The 17,660-nt window shown below is 58.6% G+C and carries 13 protein-coding genes; 4 read left to right on the top strand and 9 right to left on the bottom strand.

Features of this window, described 5'->3' with window-relative positions; genetic code table 11:
- Window positions 1-33: 33 nt before the first annotated feature.
- The gene (locus BUB69_RS02115; protein ID WP_073162057.1) at window positions 34-885 is read right to left on the bottom strand and encodes a transporter substrate-binding protein; all 852 of its coding nucleotides are present in this window, start codon (window positions 883-885) and stop codon (window positions 34-36) included.
- Window positions 886-1,225: 340 nt separating this feature from the next.
- Between BUB69_RS02115 and BUB69_RS02110 the strand changes: the two genes are divergently transcribed.
- Window positions 1,226-1,804, top strand: coding sequence for a hypothetical protein (locus BUB69_RS02110; RefSeq protein ID WP_073162056.1), 579 nt, complete (start codon window positions 1,226-1,228; stop codon window positions 1,802-1,804).
- Window positions 1,805-1,865: 61 nt separating this feature from the next.
- Here BUB69_RS02110 and BUB69_RS02105 read toward each other — a convergent pair whose 3' ends face one another.
- From BUB69_RS02105 to BUB69_RS28380, 5 genes are all read right to left on the bottom strand, one after another.
- The gene (locus BUB69_RS02105; protein WP_073162055.1) at window positions 1,866-2,213 is read right to left on the bottom strand and encodes a 2-oxoacid ferredoxin oxidoreductase; all 348 of its coding nucleotides are present in this window, start codon (window positions 2,211-2,213) and stop codon (window positions 1,866-1,868) included.
- A gap of 48 nt (window positions 2,214-2,261) precedes the next feature.
- Entirely contained in the window at window positions 2,262-2,705 is a 444-nt protein-coding gene (locus BUB69_RS02100; protein ID WP_163032030.1) for a hemerythrin domain-containing protein, read from the bottom strand.
- A gap of 114 nt (window positions 2,706-2,819) precedes the next feature.
- Window positions 2,820-3,245, bottom strand: coding sequence for a DUF3830 family protein (locus BUB69_RS02095; RefSeq protein ID WP_073162053.1), 426 nt, complete (start codon window positions 3,243-3,245; stop codon window positions 2,820-2,822).
- A 68-nt stretch (window positions 3,246-3,313) separates the two neighbouring features.
- Entirely contained in the window at window positions 3,314-3,937 is a 624-nt protein-coding gene (locus tag BUB69_RS02090; protein ID WP_073162052.1) for a glutathione S-transferase family protein, read from the bottom strand.
- 215 nt (window positions 3,938-4,152) lie between these two features.
- Window positions 4,153-4,350 carry a hypothetical protein gene (locus BUB69_RS28380; protein WP_024688508.1) on the bottom strand — a complete coding sequence of 66 codons (198 nt, stop codon included), beginning with the start codon at window positions 4,348-4,350 and terminating at the stop codon, window positions 4,153-4,155.
- A 455-nt stretch (window positions 4,351-4,805) separates the two neighbouring features.
- Between BUB69_RS28380 and BUB69_RS02085 the strand changes: the two genes are divergently transcribed.
- Window positions 4,806-6,395: an ABC-F family ATPase gene (locus BUB69_RS02085; RefSeq protein WP_024694704.1), complete on the top strand. Its 1,590-nt coding sequence runs from the start codon at window positions 4,806-4,808 to the stop codon at window positions 6,393-6,395.
- Window positions 6,396-6,475: 80 nt separating this feature from the next.
- Here the strand turns inward: BUB69_RS02085 and BUB69_RS02080 are convergent, their stop codons facing one another.
- Window positions 6,476-7,609: a lactonase family protein gene (locus BUB69_RS02080; RefSeq protein WP_073162051.1), complete on the bottom strand. Its 1,134-nt coding sequence runs from the start codon at window positions 7,607-7,609 to the stop codon at window positions 6,476-6,478.
- Between the two features lie 165 nt (window positions 7,610-7,774).
- On the opposite strand from BUB69_RS02080, the gene BUB69_RS02075 reads away from it, so the two are divergent.
- Both BUB69_RS02075 and BUB69_RS02070 read left to right on the top strand, forming a co-directional pair.
- The gene (locus tag BUB69_RS02075; protein WP_073162050.1) at window positions 7,775-8,980 is read left to right on the top strand and encodes an MFS transporter; all 1,206 of its coding nucleotides are present in this window, start codon (window positions 7,775-7,777) and stop codon (window positions 8,978-8,980) included.
- A gap of 250 nt (window positions 8,981-9,230) precedes the next feature.
- Complete coding sequence (locus BUB69_RS02070) at window positions 9,231-11,915, top strand: autotransporter family protein (RefSeq protein ID WP_073162049.1); 2,685 nt, start codon at window positions 9,231-9,233, stop codon at window positions 11,913-11,915.
- A 176-nt stretch (window positions 11,916-12,091) separates the two neighbouring features.
- Here BUB69_RS02070 and glgB read toward each other — a convergent pair whose 3' ends face one another.
- Window positions 12,092-14,326: a 1,4-alpha-glucan branching protein GlgB gene (gene glgB / locus BUB69_RS02065; protein ID WP_073162048.1), complete on the bottom strand. Its 2,235-nt coding sequence runs from the start codon at window positions 14,324-14,326 to the stop codon at window positions 12,092-12,094.
- On the bottom strand, window positions 14,323-17,649 hold the full coding sequence (treS, locus tag BUB69_RS02060) for a maltose alpha-D-glucosyltransferase (RefSeq protein WP_073162047.1): 3,327 nt from the start codon (window positions 17,647-17,649) through the stop codon (window positions 14,323-14,325). The genes glgB and treS overlap by 4 nt, the downstream gene beginning before the upstream one ends.
- Window positions 17,650-17,660: the final 11 nt, after the last annotated feature.

The raw sequence follows: 17,660 nt of genomic DNA, 5'->3' as shown, positions 1-17,660 counted from the left end.
GTTCGCCCTGCCCTTCAAGAGGTCTGATCCGGCTTATTTGTATTCCATCGGGAAGCCAATTGCAGGCACCGGCAGGTCCACGCCGAACCATTGCTTGAACGAGGCGGCATAGGTCGGGAATTCAACACCGGTCATGGCTTCATGCAGCGCAGTGTTGACGAAGTTCAGCCAGTCCTGATCGCCACGCTTGACGGCACAGGCATAGGTCTGCGGGCTCCAGGCGAAGGCTGGCGAGCGATAGCGGCCAGGGTTCTGCACCATCAGGTATTTGACCGAGGACTGGTCAGTCGCTGCGGTGTCGGCACGGCCGGAGTTGATGGCTTGATACATCAGGTCAACGCTGTCGTACTGGTCGACCTTGGCCTTGGGCAGCGCCTGATGGACCAGCTCTTCGGCGTACACGTTCTGCAGCACCGCGACCGTCACGCCATCGCCTGCGGCTTTCAGGTCATCGATTTCCTTGAATTTACTGTTGGCAGGCAGCAGCAAGGCGACACCTTCGCGGTAGTACGGCAAGGTAAATGCAACCTGTTGGGCGCGGCTCGCGGTAACGGTAATGAACTGGCAACTGATGTCCACCTTGTCCGTCAGCAGGTTGGGAATGCGTGCGTCAGAGGACTGAACAACGAACTCGACCTTGCTCGGGTCGTTGAACAGGCCCTTGGCGATGATCCTGCCGATGTCGATATCGAACCCCTGCAACTTGCCGTCCGCCCCCTGGAAGTGCCAGGGCGCGTTGGTGCTGCCTGTGCCGACCACCAGATTGCCGCGTTTCAGTACCGCATCCAGTTTACTGCCCTCTGCCGCCATGGCTGGATTGACCAGCGTGGCTGCAGATGCAAAAGCAAATACACAGGCTTTCAGAAAAGAAGGTCCGTAGCGCATCACATGAACTCCACCGAGGTTGTCATAATTCCGCTATAGCGGATACAGGTATGTAACAACGGAATAGACAGCAGAAAGTGTGCCACAGAAGGCAGGCAATGACATCGTTTTGAAAAGTCCAGATAAATCAATCATCTGAAAAAGGGACGAGAAGCTTGCGTCGATGAGGCTCGGTCAACCACGACGTTACGCGCAGCGTGCGCTGTGTAGCCAGGCCCCACAGGTGCGCGTGCGCGCCATAATCGGGCGCGCGGCAACATTTCAGTTTTCAGGGACGAAGCCGATACGTCTGCATTGCTCGCTGCTGCGACGACACTGCCCGGCATTCAAGGAAGGCTCGATGCTCAAGATCAAAACCCTGGTACTCGCCACGCTCGTCCTGACACTGACGGGCTGCGCGCTCGGACGAAAAGTCGATTACGCCACCATCGGCCCGGATCTGGCGATCGCCACCGGCAAATCGGTGGCGGTGGCCGTCTATGACGTACGCCCGTATGTAGTGTCAGGAGAAAAGAAGAGCACGTTCGTAGGGGTCTCGCGCGGCACTTATTACAATCCGTTCGACATGAACACCGCCAGTGGCAACCCGCTGGCGGTTGACCTGCAACGCTCCGTGCTCAGTGCGCTGGCCGATTCCGCCATCGTCGCCAGCGCCAAGCCATTCGACCCGCCGCTCAAATCGGCCGGCCCAGGCCAACGTGTGCTGGTGCTCAAGGTGAAAGAATGGAAAACCGACACCTACCTGAGCACGCATTTCATCTATGACGTGACGGCTCAAGTGCTGGACGAAAAAGGGACGGTGCTGGGTTCACGAACGGCCAGGGACGACGTTCAGATCAAGGATTTTCAAGACGCCGGCCAGCAGGTACTGCACGACCTGCTGGCCTCTGCGGCGATTCATAGCGCATTGGCGCCTTGAGATAGACAGGCCCGGCAGATAGACAGGCCCGGCATTCAGGCCTTGAAACTTCGACGAAGGCTTAAAGGCACGTTGCGATTGCGGCTGATCGCAGGTTCGCCTGCGTCTCCCCTTGAGCCGCGTAGAACTCCACTGACGTGGCCCCGCCCTTAGGTCGGACATCGGCGAAATAGCGGGTTTCGGTCGTGAACACCGTAAAGCCGCCTTCAGAGAGCGTGTGCAGGAACACATCCGACGATGAACCGAACATGGCTTCGTTCTGCCAGGTCACCTGAATGCACTGAGCGACGGCCGCTGCCTGCTTGTTGCTGGACAAGACCTTGGCCGGCCCACCTGAACGCGCTGAGTTTGAAGGCGCCGCACATCCGACCAACACTGCTGCCGCAATCACCAAAACCGGAAACTTCATGTCATGCCTTCATTCAGAAAAAGCCGATTCTAGCACTGCGGGCATCGATCATCCTTCGGCCAGTTGCTCTTCGTACTCTTTCACGTAACCGCCAGCCAGGGACTGCTTTTGCTTCTCATCGAGGAGCTTGCCGGCCATCTGGAAAAATTTCTGTTCTTCTTCTTTCAAATGGTGATGCACTTTTTCCGAGAGTTTCTTCGCAGTTGCCAGCCAGGCCGGGCTAGACATCTCGGTTTCGTCCAGCTCCTCCATCATTTCATCCATTTCGTGATGCTCGGAAATGGCATGACGGCTCAGATCAATGCCTTTGTCGTGCTCCATCAAAGGAATGTAGAAAAATCGCTCCTCAGCAGTTTCATGCGCCTGAAGCTCTTCCTTGAGCTGCTTATAGGCCTGTGCACGTTCTTCTGAATCGCCACTGGTCTTGATCAGGGCATCGGCATAGCCGCGTTGACGGTCGTGACTTTCACGTAGCGCTTCGAAAATATTCAAGGACTGATCTCCAGTTCGGCTTCCAGGTGGCGGAAGCATTGTTGACTAGACCCCTGGCGAAGATCAGCGGTTCCAAAAAATACTGGCGAAGTAACACATGACTCAGACGCCGTGTTACGCCAGTTCGAAGACCACGTCCTGCGCGCCTTCCCACAGCGTCTTTACGCCCAGCTTGCGCAGGTTCTCTTTGCCCTGCGTGATGGTCAGAAAATGATTGCCCGCCAGTTGCCCCATCTTGCTGGCAAAGCAGCACGAGCCGTAAGCCAGGAGGATTTCCGTCTCGCTGTAACCGCCGGGATAAAACAGGATGTCGCCTACCGAAGGATGGCTGGTGGCGTTTTCAAACCCCACAAGTGCGTCCTCGAACTTCAACTCATAATCATCAAGCGGCACCCAACACCCCTCGCCACTCCAGCGCACGTGAATGAATTTCTGCCGGTAAGGCAACAGTTTCAGGAAGGCCGCCACCGTTTTAGGTGCGTCCGGGTTGGTTTCCGCCAGGAACTCGTATCCGCCGGCGGTCATTTTGATCAGGGTCACTGCAGCGTCTCCTCAAGGGGCAAAGACTTTAAACCGGTGAGCAGCATAGGCGCAGAAAGCTGCTGACGTCACGGGGTGCCGTTTCTCCCGTACAGCAGATAACCGGGGCGATTGCTCAAGCGTTCGTAGTAAGCATTGACTGCGGGCAGGTCGGGATGATTCAGGGGTGTCTCGAACCAGCGGTTGATTGAAAGCCCGATGGGAATGTCGGCGAGCGTAAAACGACCACCGCTCACGTAGGCACCCGTTGTTTCGAGCTGCTGATTCAGTACGCGCATATGCCTGGTCCAGTTCAGGCAGGAATCAGCCGATGCACGGACATCCTGAAAGTCGGGCGAACGACGGACCAGGGACATGAACGCATAGACCCAGGACTTGTTGAGGTCGGCAGCCTGCCAGTCGATCCATTGATCGACGCGGGCCCGCGCTCTTGGCTCGACGGGGTAGAGATGAGTACCGTCATGGCGACCTGCCAAGTACCGGATGATGCTGTTGGACTCCCAGAGCACAAAATCATCGTCCACGATAACAGGCACCATGGCGTTTGGATTCAGGGCAACAAAGGCAGGGCTGTCCGTCGGTTCGAAACCGCTGCCCCACTCTTCCAGGCGAAACGGTATCGCCAGTTCTTCGCAAGTCCACAGGACCTTTCTTACATTGATAGAAGTATTCTTACCCAATATGCGCAGCATCTAACATCCTTATTACAGAGCGCCCGCGTAACGTTCAAGGGAGTCGGGCGTGTGCCTGGCCGGCCATTCGGATGGCGAAGGTGGGTGGCTGACGAAACCTGACATCACACGGGGTGGTATTAAAACTCAAAAAGCGGTTTTACAGCCACTTTGGCACTGGCGCAGAAATTTAGAAAGAAGCGGGCTCGACATTAAGAGCGGGCCCGCAGGATCGATCAATGCTGAAACAGATGCTCTTTTGCGGCCTTGATGCGTTTTTCACGCTCTTTGACGAGTCTGTCTGCAAGGTCGGCAGCAGCGACCACCGCCTCCTCTGCTGTCTCGGTGCAGGTGATCGTCGTGCTGAGCGCAGCCGCTGCATAACGATCCCAAGCCAATACTTCATCATTAAAAAGGGGTGGTATTGTCGACATGGGATACCTCCTCACTGCCAGGCCCGACAAGGCGTCAGGCGGTCAGTCAGACAGACTAGGCGTTGAGGCGTAAAGCGCAACTCCAGTGTCAGACTCCGGGACAACCGAAATCACTGCACGGTCGCAGAACTGCAAACCGGACCCTTCCTGTTTTCACCCATGATGAACCGCGCGAGTCCGATCCGGACTGCATTCTTCAATAATCCTTGGCGGTTCGCCATGTCCCTGACGCCTCAGCTATGCGACAATGCGCGCCGATGTCTGGCATGAATTCCCACATTCATATCCCGGCAACGCAGCCATGACAGGCTGACGTTGCTGTCGGCCTATGCCCGCAGGATCAGCTCGAACCCGGATCGGAGCGAACTGGAAATACATCCAGATTGGCCCGGTATTGGTCCCAAATGGGTCCCAGCCAAAAAATGCGTCCCCTAAGCTATTGATAGGTAAAGTAATTGATCTCCACAGCTAACATTACGATGCAGTTCGGTCCCAAGCCTCTGTTCGAGAACGTCTCGGTCAAGTTTGGTGCCGGTAACCGTTACGGCCTGATCGGCGCGAACGGCTGCGGTAAATCCACGTTCATGAAAATCCTGGGCGGCGATCTCGAGCCTTCGGGTGGTCAGGTGATGCTGGAACCGAACGTGCGTCTGGGTAAGCTGCGCCAGGATCAGTTCGCCTACGAAGAATTCACCGTGCTCGACACCGTGATCATGGGTCATGAAGAGCTGTGGAAGGTAAAGGCCGAGCGCGACCGCATCTACTCGTTGCCGGAAATGAGCGAAGACGACGGCATGGCCGTAGCCGAGCTGGAAACCGAGTTCGCGGAAATGGACGGCTACACCGCCGAGTCCCGCGCCGGTGAACTGCTGCTGGGTCTGGGTATCGGCATCGAGCAGCACAACGGCCCGATGAGTGAAGTCTCGCCAGGCTGGAAGCTGCGCGTGCTGCTGGCTCAGGCACTGTTCTCCGATCCGGAAGTGCTGTTGCTCGACGAACCGACCAACCACCTGGACATCAATACCATTCGCTGGCTGGAAAACATCCTGACCCAGCGTAACAGCCTGATGATCATTATCTCCCACGACCGTCACTTCCTGAACAGCGTGTGCACCCACATGGCTGACCTGGATTACGGCGAGCTGCGTCTGTTCCCGGGCAACTACGACGAATACATGACCGTGGCGACCCAGTCCCGCGAGCAACTGCTGTCCGACAACGCCAAGAAGAAAGCGCAAATCTCCGAACTGCAGTCTTTCGTCAGCCGCTTCTCCGCCAACGCCTCGAAAGCCAAACAGGCGACTTCCCGCGCCAAGCAGATCGACAAGATCCAGCTGGCCGAAGTCAAACCGTCCAGCCGCGTCAGCCCGTTCATCCGCTTCGAGCAGACCAAAAAGCTGCATCGCCAGGCGGTCGTGGTCGAGCGTATGGCCAAGGGCTTTGAAGGCGTGCCGCTGTTCAAGGACTTCAGCTTCACCGTTGAAGCCGGTGAGCGTGTGGCGATCATCGGGCCAAACGGCATCGGCAAGACCACGCTGCTGCGCACACTGGTCAACGAGCTGCAGCCGGATGCAGGCTCGGTCAAATGGACCGAGTCGGCGGAGATCGGTTACTACGCTCAGGACCACGCCCACGATTTCGAAGACGACAGCACCCTCTTCGACTGGATGGGTCAGTGGACTCAAGGTGGCGAGCAGCTGGTTCGCGGCACACTGGGCCGCATGCTGTTCTCCAACGACGAGATCCTCAAGTCGGTCAAGGTGATTTCCGGGGGTGAACAGGGTCGTATGCTGTTCGGCAAACTGATCCTGCAAAAGCCGAACGTACTGGTGATGGACGAACCTACCAACCACCTGGACATGGAATCCATCGAGGCGCTCAACCTCGCTCTGGAAAACTACCCGGGCACACTGGTATTCGTCAGCCACGACCGTGAATTCGTGTCCTCGCTGGCCACACGCATCATCGAGCTGAGCCCAAGCGGCGTGATCGACTTCAGCGGTACATACGATGACTACCTGCGCAGTCAGGGCGTGACGTTCTAAGCAGCACGCTTAGCGTCACACTCGCGCGGTATTTGAAAACCCTGCCCTTGCGGCAGGGTTTTTACGTTATGAAGCCCCGATTACTGCGCCGGCTGACTGAGCATTTCGATCCACAGCGCACCCTTGCCTGATGGCGCCTCACCGACCCGCTTCAACGCACCGTCGGCCGCGATGCTGTAGCTGCCAACCGTCTCGCTCTTCTCTCCGGTCACCAGCAACCATCGCCCGTTCGGTGACACTGCGATGTTGCGCGGCTGCTTCTCTTGAACCGGGTAATTCTCGATGAACGTCACCTTGCCACTGGCCGGCTCGACCTTGAACACCGACACGCTGCTGGTGGTGCGCTCGCTGGTAAACAGCCACTTGCCGTCCGGCGAGATCCGCACATCGGCCGCCCAGATGCGCGGTGTCGGATCGTCCTTGAGGTCATTGTTGCGTGCGTCACGCACCTGACCCGGTGCCAGCTTCAAACGCTCGGGAATACCGTTCGCGTGATTGACCGGCGTTAACCCGCCGGTCTTGTCGTTGATCGAAAAGGCAGTCACGGTGCCGCTCATCTCCCCCACGACGTACAGAAACTTGCCGTTCGGCGAGAAAGCCAGATGGCGTGGTCCGGTGTTCTCGGGAACCGTGACGTAGCCCTCGCCAATGGGCACCAAGGTGCCGTCCTTGGGTTGCAGCTTGTATTGCAGAACGCGGTCAACGCCCAGGTTGCCTGCGTACACGAACCGGTTGCTCGGGTCGGTGCGCACCGAGTGGGCATGCATGCCGGTCTTGTAGGTCAGAATGCTGTCGCTGGGGCGATGCTGGGCGTCGATGGGCTGGACGCTCAGCAAATCGGCGCCATAGGAGGCGCCCAGGAGAAAGCGACCACTGCGATCGGTGGACAGGTAGGCCAGGCTTTCCGCCAACGGCGCCTGAGCCAATGGCTTCAAGTGCCCTGTACCGGGTTCGATGCTGTAGCTGACGACTTGGTAAGGCTTGACGCGCAAGGCCGCAAACAACGCCTTGCCGTCTGGGGTGATCGCCATCGGGTTGACTTGATCACCCGCCTTGGTCTGCTCGATGAGGCTGAGTGCGCCACTGGCGTCATTCAGCTGATACTGCGAGATCAGGCCGTCTCCAGGGCTTGAGATGTAAGCGAACGTTGATGCCTGAACAGGCAGACCGAATGAGCAGCCGACAGCAGCGGCCATGAGGAGGATTTTCTTCATGTGAACCCTTTTTGTTATTGTGTTGTGATCAGTCATCCTATGACTATACCGACGTATCGGCAACCACCCTTTCAAAGTGATCTGTAAAACGATAGCGTGCTTTCATTTGATCCCGGTGCGGGCCATGATGAGGTCACTCCCACCGCCTGCCAGCGAACGAGCCCAATGTCTGCCGCCACACCAGAACAACCTGTCGCCCAGCCCGGTTCGACGACGATCACGCTGCAAATCGTCTCCATCGTTTTCTATACCTTCGTGGCCTTCCTGTGCATCGGCTTGCCTATCGCCGTACTGCCTGGCTATGTGCATGATCAGTTGGGCTTCAGCCCGCTCATTGCAGGTCTGGCCATTGCATCGCAATACCTTGCCACCCTGCTCAGCCGCCCATTTGCCGGACGGGCCACCGACACGCTGGGCAGCAAGCGTTCGATCGTCATTGGGCTGTGGGGTATCGGTGTCAGTGGCGCGATGACCTTGTTGGCCACCCTGCTTCAGGATTTTGCGACGGTGAGCCTGTCGATCCTGATTCTGGCTCGCCTGTTTCTCGGTGTGTCCCAAGGACTGATTGGTGTCGGCACCATCAGTTGGTGCATCGGTAAAGTGGGACCGGAACACACTGCGCGCTCGATTTCCTGGAACGGTATCGCCTCCTACGGCGCCATTGCCATCGGCGCGCCGCTGGGCGTAGTCGTCATTGATGTCATCGGCTTCAACAGCCTGGGTGTCGCGCTGATGGCAATGGCAGGCCTGGCGCTCTGGTTGATTCGCAACAAGCCGTCAGTGCCTGTCATTCCCGGCAAGCGCCTGCCGTACTGGTCGGTGTTCGGGCGCGTCGCGCCCTACGGCCTGGGGCTGACATTGTCGTCGATTGGCTACGGCACCCTCACCACCTTCATTACCCTCTTCTACCTGAGCCGCGGGTGGGAAGGCGCGGCTTACTGCCTGAGTATGTTCGGGGTATGCTTCATCCTTGCCCGTCTGCTGTTCATCGGGGCCATCAATCGTCTGGGCGGGTTCAACGCTGCCATCCTGTGCATGGCGGTGGAGACCTGCGGGCTGGTGTTGCTCTGGCTCTCGCCGAACAGCGCCTTTGCGTTGGCTGGTGCTGGATTGACAGGTATCGGCCTGTCGCTGGTCTACCCGGCGCTGGGCGTAGAAGCGATCAAAAGCGTGCCAACACCCAGCCGAGGCGCAGGGCTGAGCGCATACGCGGTGTTCTTCGATCTGGCGCTGGCGATTGCCGGTCCGGTCATGGGGGCCATTGCACTTGGCCAAGGCTATGACTGGATATTTTTCTATGCCTCGCTGCTTTCGGTCAGTGCATTGCTGCTGACACTCTGGCTGGCTCGTCGCGCCCGCCTGCAGACCTGAACCCTGCCATTCAGGTCTAAGCTTTTCCCTTCTTGTTCCAAGGGTTGCCTGATCGGTCATTACCTGCGCCGCCGGTCGGTCAACTTCTTGACGCACCGTAGGATCCCTTCTTGACTTGATGCTGCGGGCCTTCTATCGGGCTGGCATAACAGTCGTCGCCACTCTCAACGCGACGTTTCTGGCGTGGCAGTCGGGCACGTATCACGCAACCTTTAATTGCCTCCCTGACCACCTCACAGGGAGCGCGGTCATGACCCTCAAGTATTTCACCTTGTGCTGCAGCGGCAAGCTCTTGTCCGTCGCACTGCTGGCGATGGTTTCTCCACATGCCGATGGCAGTTGCGACCTCGTGCCTGGCACCGCCAGTGACACACAGATCTGCGACAGCGGCAGCAGCGGTTCCGTGACCTGGTTCGGCGCAAACCACACACTGACGTTTGCGCCACAGGGCAGCGGCACCGTTAACGGCAATGTCACGTTCGGTCCTGGCCAGGACAGTGTGGAGATGAACTCGGGCCGTATCACCGGCAACGTGAATCAAGGCGGGGGCGCGGACCGGTTCACACTGTCAGCGGGAAACGTCAACGGCGACGTCAACCAAGGGCCGGAACCGGATGATTTCGTCATGAGCGGTGGCAGTATTGGCTCACTGGCTCAGGGAGACGGACTCGACACCTTCCTCATGACGGGCGGGACCATCATCAGGGCGTTCGAAGATGGTGATCGGGCGCGCATGACCGGTGGCAGCATCGGCCGGGTGGACATGAAGCTGGACAATAACCTGTTCGAGCTGTCCGGCGGCACCATCATCGGCAACCTTGTGACAGGCTTTGGCCGAGACACCATTATCGTGTCGGGAGGCAGAATCGGTGGCGTGATCAGTGTCAGTGGTGGAGATGACCGACTGACGCTCAGTGGTGGCGAAATCCTCGGTGGCATCAGGGCCAGCGTTGGCAACGACCTCTTCACCTGGCGGGACGCCGGAACCGTGAGCGGCAGTGTCCTGATGGCCGACGGAAACGACGTCGCAAGCCTGTACAACCTGAATGAGTATTACCTGAGCCACAACAGCACGCTCGAAGGCGGTTTGGGCAACGACACCCTGACACTTGATAACACACGCTCGTCTGTACCTGCCCGCTACCTGCAGTGGGAAACGGTTAATGTGAGCAACGGATCACACCTGGATCTGGCAGGTACCTTCACGCTGGGTGACAGCAGCAGCGTGACGGGAGTCATGAACGTCGATGCCAGCAGCCGGATTACATCGGCATCAGGCACGATCACATCGTTCAACGATACAACGCCAGTGACGCTGAACAACGCAGGCACTGTCGACCTCAGCAAGGGCGGCGCTCAAGACACGTTGACCGTGTACGGCAATTACACGGGCCTTGATGGGCAACTGCTCTTGCAGTCGGTATTGGCCGACGATGCCTCTGCCACTGACAAACTGGTGGTCAGGCAAGGTCGCATCGGCGGCACTACCCGTATGAGTGTCATCAACACTGGCGGTTTGGGTGCACTGACCCAAGGCAACGGCATCGAAGTGGTACAGGCTACGCAAGGCGCGACCAGCGATGATGCCGCATTCTCGTTGCAGAATTCGTTGTCGGCCGGCGCGTACCAGTATTACCTGTTCAAGGGCGGCGCCACGGCAGGCAGCGAGAATAGCTGGTTCCTGCGCTCATCCGTTCTTTCACCCCCGCTTGCGATTGCCAGCCTGCCCAGCGAGCCAGCGCCGACACCAACACCAACACCAGCACCCGCACCGACACCAGAGCCCGAACCTTCTCCCGTCTCCCCATCAGTCCCGCCGCCAGGGCCCATTACGCCGCCTTCACCCCCGGTGTCGCCCCCTGCGCCGCCGCCTGTACCACCTGCCCCGTCCCCCTCACCCGAACCGGCTGCCGCCCTGCCCGTTCCGGCCATCGGCACGCCAAGTCTTCCAGAGCCCGTACGCGGTGCGGCCCCCATTGCGCTCTACCGACAGGAAGTCCCCAACTACTCCGTAGTCGCGCCTGCTGCTGCCGTCCTTGCACTGTCTTCGCTGGGCACCTTTCACGAACGTCAGGGCGATCAACGTCTGCTGACGCAACAGGGTGAGGTTCCCGCAGGCTGGGCGCGTGTATTCGGCAGCGACCTCAAGCAACACTGGTCAGGCGCTGTCAGCCCGAGCGTGAACGCATCTCTTGAGGGCTATCAGATCGGGCACGACCTGTTTGCCGGGCAATCCGGCGATGGCACACACCAGCGCGTCGGCATCTTCGTGGCACACAATCGATTGAAAGGACGTATCGACGGTTTCGCAGGCGGACGTGAGGACAGCCGCACAGGGCGACTGAGCCTTCAGGGAGACAGCATCGGCGCGTACTGGACTCTTGTCGGCACCCAAGACGGTTACATTGATGCGGTGGCAATGGGCACGCGCCTGGACGGTTCCACCCGCTCTGAGCGCGGCGTGCACAGTGATACCGAAGGGCAGGTTCTGAGCCTGTCCGTCGAAGCAGGCTACCCCATACCCGTAAACGACAATTGGGTAGCAGAGCCGCAGGTGCAGGTCATTCACCAACGCGTCGATCTTAACGATCAGCACGACGGGATTTCGTCTCTTGAATTCGATAACCAGCCTCGCAACACAGGACGCTTGGGCGTGCGCTTCAAGGGTCACTACGAACCGGCAGGCGTACCCATCGAGCCCTACCTGACAGCGGATGTATGGCGTACTGCGGATGGACACGACACGGTTATCTATGAAGGGACGGATCGGATCAGAACAGAGCACGATTCGAAAACCGCAAGCCTGGGGGCTGGAATGGTCGCGCGCCCTACAAATGAGCTGGGTGTTTACCTGAGTGTGGATTACGCACGTGATCTGGATGATCACGCCATGCAGGAAACGGGGGTCAGCCTGGGTCTCAGGTTGAACTGGTAACCGGTTTGACACCAGCGGTTCGGGGTGAAAGCCGCTTGAAAGCATGCTTGCCCTACAGAGAACCGCATCATGCTGCAAAACACCCGTGTGGAAAGCGGCCGCGTTCCACACGGGTATAACCGCCGCAAGACTGATAACCGAGCGAAGGACGCCCGGCTAACTCGCGAGTATTATCTTCAGTCCTGATGCCCGACCGGCTTGAGAATCAACACCGCCAAAGGCGGCAGATCCAGGCTCAGCGACACGGGCTGACCATGCGCCTGCTGGTCTTCAGCAACCACCCCACCGCCGTTACCCATGTTCGACCCCGCGTACATCTCGGCATCGCTGTTGAGCAGCTCGACCCACTTGCCGTCGAATGGCACGCCGACGCGATAACCCAGACGTGGAACCGGCGTCATATTGGCAACCACCAGCAGCGGCTCACCCTCCTTGCTCCAGCGCAGGTACGCGTACACGCTGTTGGCCTTGTCGTCACCAATCAACCACTGAAAACCCATCGGCTCGGCATCACGCTCATGCAGAGCCTTTTCCTCGCGGTAGATGCGGTTCAGATCGCTGACCAATTGCTTCACACCAATGTGATCTGCGTACTGGAGCAGATACCAGTCCAGTGGCTGGTCATGGTTCCACTCACGCCATTGGCCGAATTCGCAGCCCATGAACAGCAGTTTCTTGCCTGGATGCGTCCACATGAACGTCAGGTAAGCACGCAGGTTGGCGAACTTCTGCCAGCGATCACCTGGCATCTTGTCGATCAGCGAATGCTTGCCATGCACCACCTCATCGTGGGAAATCGGCAGAATGAAACGCTCGGACCAAGCGTACACAAGACCGAAACTCAGCTCGCCGTGGTGATGGCCACGGTGAATCGGATCCTGTTCCATGTAGTGCAGCGAGTCATTCATCCATCCCATGTTCCACTTGTAGTTGAAGCCCAGGCCGCCTTGCTGGGTCGGCTGACTGACGCCCGGCCACGCCGTAGATTCCTCGGCAATGACCATGGTGCCCGGCGCTTCGATGGCAACCACATCGTTCAGGTGGCGCAGGAAGTCGATGGCTTCAAGGTTTTCGCGGCCGCCGAAACGGTTAGGCACCCACTCGCCCGCCTTGCGGGAGTAATCGCGATAGAGCATCGAAGCCACGGCATCCACACGCAAGCCGTCGATGTGGTAATGCTTGAGCCAATGCAGCGCAGACGCGAGCATGAAGCCATGAACTTCGGTACGGCCCAGGTTGTAGATCAGCGTATCCCAGTCCTGATGGAAGCCCTCTTTAGGGTCGGCATATTCATAAAGTGCGGTGCCATCGAACTGTGCCAGGCCATGGGTATCGGTCGGAAAGTGCGCAGGTACCCAATCCAGAATCACGCCGATTTCCGCCTGATGGCAGGCGTCCACAAAGGCCGCAAAATCCTCAGGCGACCCATAGCGAGCGGTCGGCGCGAACTGGGCCAGCAGTTGATAACCCCACGACCCCCCAAACGGGTGTTCCATGATCGGCATCAATTCGATGTGAGTGAACCCCAGCTCCTTGATGTACGGAATCAGACGATCCGCCAGCTCGCGCCAATTGTACTGACGCCACGTGTCACCCTCCTCGTTCTGCTCCATCTGCCATGAGCCCGCGTGAAGCTCGTAGATCGACAAAGGCGCAGACACGTCATGACGCCTGGCACGTGATTCCAGCCAGTCATGGTCATTCCAGGCGAAATGCAACGGTGCCGAGACTTTGGACGCGGTGTCGGGTGGCAGCGTAGTTGCCAGTGCCATAGGGTCGCACTTGAGCGGCAGAATGCCGTGAGCACCCAGGATTTCGTATTTGTAGACCTCGCCGGGTTGCAGGCGCGGAACGAAAATTTCCCAGACGCCCGTGGGGTGACGCAAGCGCATCGGATGGCGACGCCCGTCCCAGTTGTTGAAGCTGCCGACCACCGAAACCCGTCGGGCATTGGGTGCCCAGACGGCAAAACGTACCCCGTCCACGCCATCCACGCAGGTCACTTGAGCCCCCATGCAGCTGCTCAAATCGCGGTGATTGCCCTCGGCGAACAGGTACAGATCCATCTCGCCCAGCAGCGGACCATAGCTATAAGGGTCTTCAGTGATCTGCTCACCGCCCGCCCAGTTGATCTTCAACTGATAAGGCTGCACGTGATCCAGATGGCCAATAAAGAAACCGGGGACTTCGCTCATCTCAAGCTCACCCAGCTCCCGACCATCTTCCGGCGAGAGCAGGCGCACACTCAAGGCACCCGGCAGGTAGGCACGGACAAACTGACCACTGCCACCATCACCATGAGGGCCAAGGATAGAAAACGGGTCACGGTGTTCAGCACGGATCAACGCATCCATATCCACTGCGGCGGGCATTGCCTGACGACGTATAACGGTTTTGTCAGGTGCATTCATGTTGGCTCTCCATCAGACAGGTGCAGCAACCCACGCAAGCCTTGCAACGGCACGGCCAGCCAGCTCGGGCGATTCTCGGCTTCGTAGATTACTTCATAAGCGGCTTTTTCCAGGGTGAACAGTTCCAGTGCGGCGTCCTCCCCGTTCGAATCTTTCCAGGTATGAGCCATGTCGGTGGTCGCAGCGCGATACCCCTCGATGAAGGCCTCACGGGCCTGGGACAAATAGGTACTGGCGACGCGTTTACGAGCGGCAGCGGCCTCCTCGGAGGTATCCACGCTCTGCGCGCTGCGCACGGCCATGGCCGCAGCGTAGTCGAAAGATCGCAACACGCCGCTCACATCCTTGAACGGGCTGTGCTTGGCACGTCGTTCGCTCAACGCACGCGCCGGCTCGCCCTCGAAATCGATCAGGTAGGCATCGCCTTTTACGACAAGCACCTGCCCCAGGTGCAGGTCGCCATGCACACGCATGCGCAAACCGCCCACCGAGCGGCTGGCAAGACTCGCCACATGCTGCTGGATACGTTGGCGCTTGCTGATCAGGTCATCCACCAATTGCTGGTCATCTGCGTCAAGGTCGGCCTTGCGCTGCTCAAGCAGATGCAGGGCACGGTCCATTTGAGCAACAACGCTTTTCGCCGAAGCCTCGCCGTCTTCACGGCTCGTCACCTCAGCAGCGAAGTCCGCATTGTCAGTCGGCGCAGCCAGAATCTGATGCATCTCGCCCAGACGCTGTCCCAGACTGCGGGAAAAGTCTGCAAGCTCAAGCAGCGCGTTGTAATGCTGTTCCTGACCCGAGATACCGTGCGCCATTTCATCACGCACGGCGCGCTCAAGGTTGTTCTGGGTCCACTCCCAGGCATCGCCCTGGTTACTGAGATAACCCTGGGCAATCATCAGCAGATGCGGCTGACCGTCATGACCCACCCGCACAACCGAGCCCAACAATGGCGAAATATTGCGATAGCCCGCGTCGGTGAGATAAGCCCCCATTTCCAGCTCCGGGTGTGTACCGGCGCTGACTTTGCGGATCATCTTGAGAACCAGGGCCGTGCCCACCACCACCGAACTGTTGGACTGTTCGGCAGACAGGTAGCGGACCTCAGACTCGTTGTGCAGTCCCAGCGGCGCAAGTTGAGCGGTCTGCTCAAAGCGTAACTCGCCGTCGTCACAAGGGATGACGGTATCGGACTGCATACCGTCAATGACCGCGCGAATGAAGGTTTCCAGGGTGAATGCATCGGTGATCAGACCCACCTGGCGACCGCGGCGAACACGGGCCAGTGCCAGCTGCTGAGGCAACGCGCTGCTGATTTCTTCTTCCGGGAGCAGGCCGAAGGGCAATTGATAACGTTCGGTCTGCTCGCCCGCCGTGACCTCAATTTCGTTGAGCAGCACCGGGTGGTCCGGGTCGCCGAAGCGAACCGCATAGGCAATATTGACCCGCTCGATCGGCTTGTCCTTGCCCGCGAACCAACGGCGCTTGGGCAGATAAACGGACAGCGAAGTATTTTCCATGGTGCTGCGAAGGGGCTCGTCCAGCAGCTCCTCCAGACGCTTCTTGAGCACCAGGGTCGGGAAGTCCGGCATGCTTTGCGCCGGTTCGACGTGCCAACTGGGCATTTGATTCTCCGAAGCCAGTAGAAACCAGTAAAAGCCGTATGGCGGCAGTGTGAGCAGGTAACTCAACTGGCCAATCGGCGGAAACGCGCTGCCACCCAGCATCTCGACCGGTACGGTGCCGGCGTAGGCCGACAGTTCCAGTTCGGCGGCCTGGGCTGCGCTGGAAACGTTGGCCACACACAGTATGATTTCGTGGTGGCCGTCAGGTGCGGTGTATTCACGGATGTACGCGAGAATTCGCCGATTGGACGGCGAGAGCATTTTGAGCGTACCGCGGCCAAACGCTTTCTGCTGCTTGCGCACGCCCAACATGCGGCGGTTCCAGTTCAACAGCGAATGCGGGTCGCGCTCCTGACTCTCGACATTCACCGATTGATAGCCGTACATAGGGTCCATGATCGGCGGCAGTACCAGACTCGCCGGATCGGCGCGCGAAAAACCACCATTGCGGTCGATGGACCACTGCATCGGTGTACGCACGCCATCACGGTCGCCCAGATAAATGTTGTCACCCATGCCGATTTCGTCGCCGTAATAAAGCGTAGGCGTGCCCGGCATAGACAGCAACATGCTGTTGAGCAGCTCGACCCGACGACGATCACGTTCCACCAACGGCGCAAGGCGGCGACGAATACCCAGGTTTATGCGCGCACGGCGGTCGGCGGCGTAGTAATTCCACAGGTAGTCACGCTCACGATCCGTGACCATTTCCAGCGTCAACTCATCATGGTTGCGCAGGAAAATCGCCCATTGGCAGTTCGCGGGGATCTCCGGTGTCTGACGCAGGATGTCAGTGATCGGAAATCGATCCTCCTGGGCCAGCGCCATGTACATGCGTGGCATCAGAGGGAAATGGAACGCCATGTGGCATTCATCGCCGTCGGGCCCCTTGCTGTCACCAAAGTACAGCTGCGTGTCTTCAGGCCATTGATTGGCCTCTGCCAACAGCATGCGGTCCGGGTAATGCGCGTCGATCTCGGCGCGAATACGCTTGAGCACCTGATGGGTTTCCGGCAGGTTCTCGTTATTGGTGCCATCGCGCTCGATCAGGTAAGGGATCGCGTCCAGACGCAGGCCATCGATGCCCATGTCCAGCCAGAAGCGCATCACTTCAAGCACGGCATCCATCACCGCCGGGTTATCGAAATTCAAATCCGGCTGGTGTGAATAGAAACGGTGCCAGAAGTACTGGCCCGCAACCGGGTCCCAGGTCCAGTTAGACTTTTCTGTGTCCAGAAAAATAATCCGCGTACCTTCATACTTCTGATCGGTGTCCGACCACACATAGAAGTCACGGGCCTTTGAGCCGCGTTTGGCGTTCCGGGCTTTCTGAAACCATGGGTGCTGATCCGAAGTGTGGTTGATCACCAGTTCGGTGATAACCCGCAAACCACGCTTGTGCGCTTGCGCGATGAACCGCCTGGCGTCGGCCATCGTGCCGTAATCGCTGTGCACGTCCCGGTATTCGGAAATGTCATAGCCATCGTCCCGGCGCGGCGACGGGTAAAAAGGCAGCAGCCAGATCGTATTTACGCCAAGCTCGGCAATGTAGTCGAGCTTGTCGATCAGGCCTGCGAAATCGCCGACTCCATCGTTATTGGAGTCGTAAAACGATTTCACATGCACTTGATAAATCACCGCATCCTTGTACCAGAGCGGATCTTTGATGAATGCCGCGTCATCGGGCTTTCTGGCCATGACTGACTCCT

This window comes from Pseudomonas asturiensis, from assembly GCF_900143095.1.
Taxonomy (GTDB): Bacteria; Pseudomonadota; Gammaproteobacteria; order Pseudomonadales; family Pseudomonadaceae; genus Aquipseudomonas; species Aquipseudomonas asturiensis.
The sequence above is the reverse complement of the archived record's forward strand: the minus strand, read 5'-3'. Positions and strand labels throughout refer to the sequence as shown.

Coding starts and splice junctions, on each gene's coding strand:
- BUB69_RS02115 (WP_073162057.1), bottom strand. CDS start 885: ATGCGCTACGGACCTTCTTTTCTGAAAGCCTGTGTATTTGCTTTTGCA.
- BUB69_RS02110 (WP_073162056.1), top strand. CDS start 1,226: ATGCTCAAGATCAAAACCCTGGTACTCGCCACGCTCGTCCTGACACTG.
- BUB69_RS02105 (WP_073162055.1), bottom strand. CDS start 2,213: ATGAAGTTTCCGGTTTTGGTGATTGCGGCAGCAGTGTTGGTCGGATGT.
- BUB69_RS02090 (WP_073162052.1), bottom strand. CDS start 3,937: ATGCTGCGCATATTGGGTAAGAATACTTCTATCAATGTAAGAAAGGTC.
- BUB69_RS28380 (WP_024688508.1), bottom strand. CDS start 4,350: ATGTCGACAATACCACCCCTTTTTAATGATGAAGTATTGGCTTGGGAT.
- BUB69_RS02080 (WP_073162051.1), bottom strand. CDS start 7,609: ATGAAGAAAATCCTCCTCATGGCCGCTGCTGTCGGCTGCTCATTCGGT.
- BUB69_RS02075 (WP_073162050.1), top strand. CDS start 7,775: ATGTCTGCCGCCACACCAGAACAACCTGTCGCCCAGCCCGGTTCGACG.
- BUB69_RS02070 (WP_073162049.1), top strand. CDS start 9,231: ATGACCCTCAAGTATTTCACCTTGTGCTGCAGCGGCAAGCTCTTGTCC.
- glgB (WP_073162048.1), bottom strand. CDS start 14,326: ATGAATGCACCTGACAAAACCGTTATACGTCGTCAGGCAATGCCCGCC.
- treS (WP_073162047.1), bottom strand. CDS start 17,649: ATGGCCAGAAAGCCCGATGACGCGGCATTCATCAAAGATCCGCTCTGG.